At 72.5% G+C, this 575-nt stretch carries 1 pseudogene; it reads left to right on the top strand.

Going from position 1 to position 575, the window contains the following annotated elements:
• A pseudogene (locus HMPREF3115_RS02685) lies at positions 1 to 332 on the top strand (iron dicitrate transport regulator FecR); the annotation flags it as partial.
• Positions 333 to 575: the final 243 nt, after the last annotated feature.

Below are 575 nucleotides of genomic sequence, written 5' to 3'. Positions count from 1 at the left end.
CGGCCGACGCGCGCACGATTGCGGCCGGCAGCGGCACGCGCTTCACGCGCGACGCGGTCGACGCGCCGGCGCCGCTCGCGCCGTATGCCGCCGCGTGGACCGACGGGATGCTGGTCGCCTCGCGGATGCGGCTCGCCGATCTCGTCGCGGAGCTCGACCGCTACCGGCGCGGCACGCTGCGCTGTGATGCGGCCGTCGCGGACCTGCGCGTGTCGGGCAGCTATCCGCTCGACGATCCGGCGCGCGTGCTCGACACGCTGAAGGCGACGCTGCCGATCGACGTCCGCTACGTGACGCGCTACTGGGCGACCGTCGTGCCGGCCCGTTCGTGACCGCGCGAAAAATTTCGGGCCGACGTGAGCCATTTCGCGGTCGTCGCGTGACATGGGAAATGAAAGCCGCACCGGCCCATCGTTTACCGACTTCTCGATCATGGTTTCCATCCGTCTCATGCCGCGGCGCCGTCCGGCGTCCGCCCGCCACACGCGGCGCACGATCGTGCCCGCCGTGCCGAACCGCGTCGCGCACCGGCTTGCCGGCGCCGTCCTGCTGTCCGCGCTGCTGCCGTTGCCCGC

This window comes from Burkholderia sp. HMSC10F09 (assembly GCF_001806955.1).
GTDB lineage: Bacteria > Pseudomonadota > Gammaproteobacteria > Burkholderiales > Burkholderiaceae > Burkholderia > Burkholderia multivorans.
Note: the sequence above shows the minus strand (reverse complement) of the source record. Positions and strands in the feature narration are given on the sequence as shown.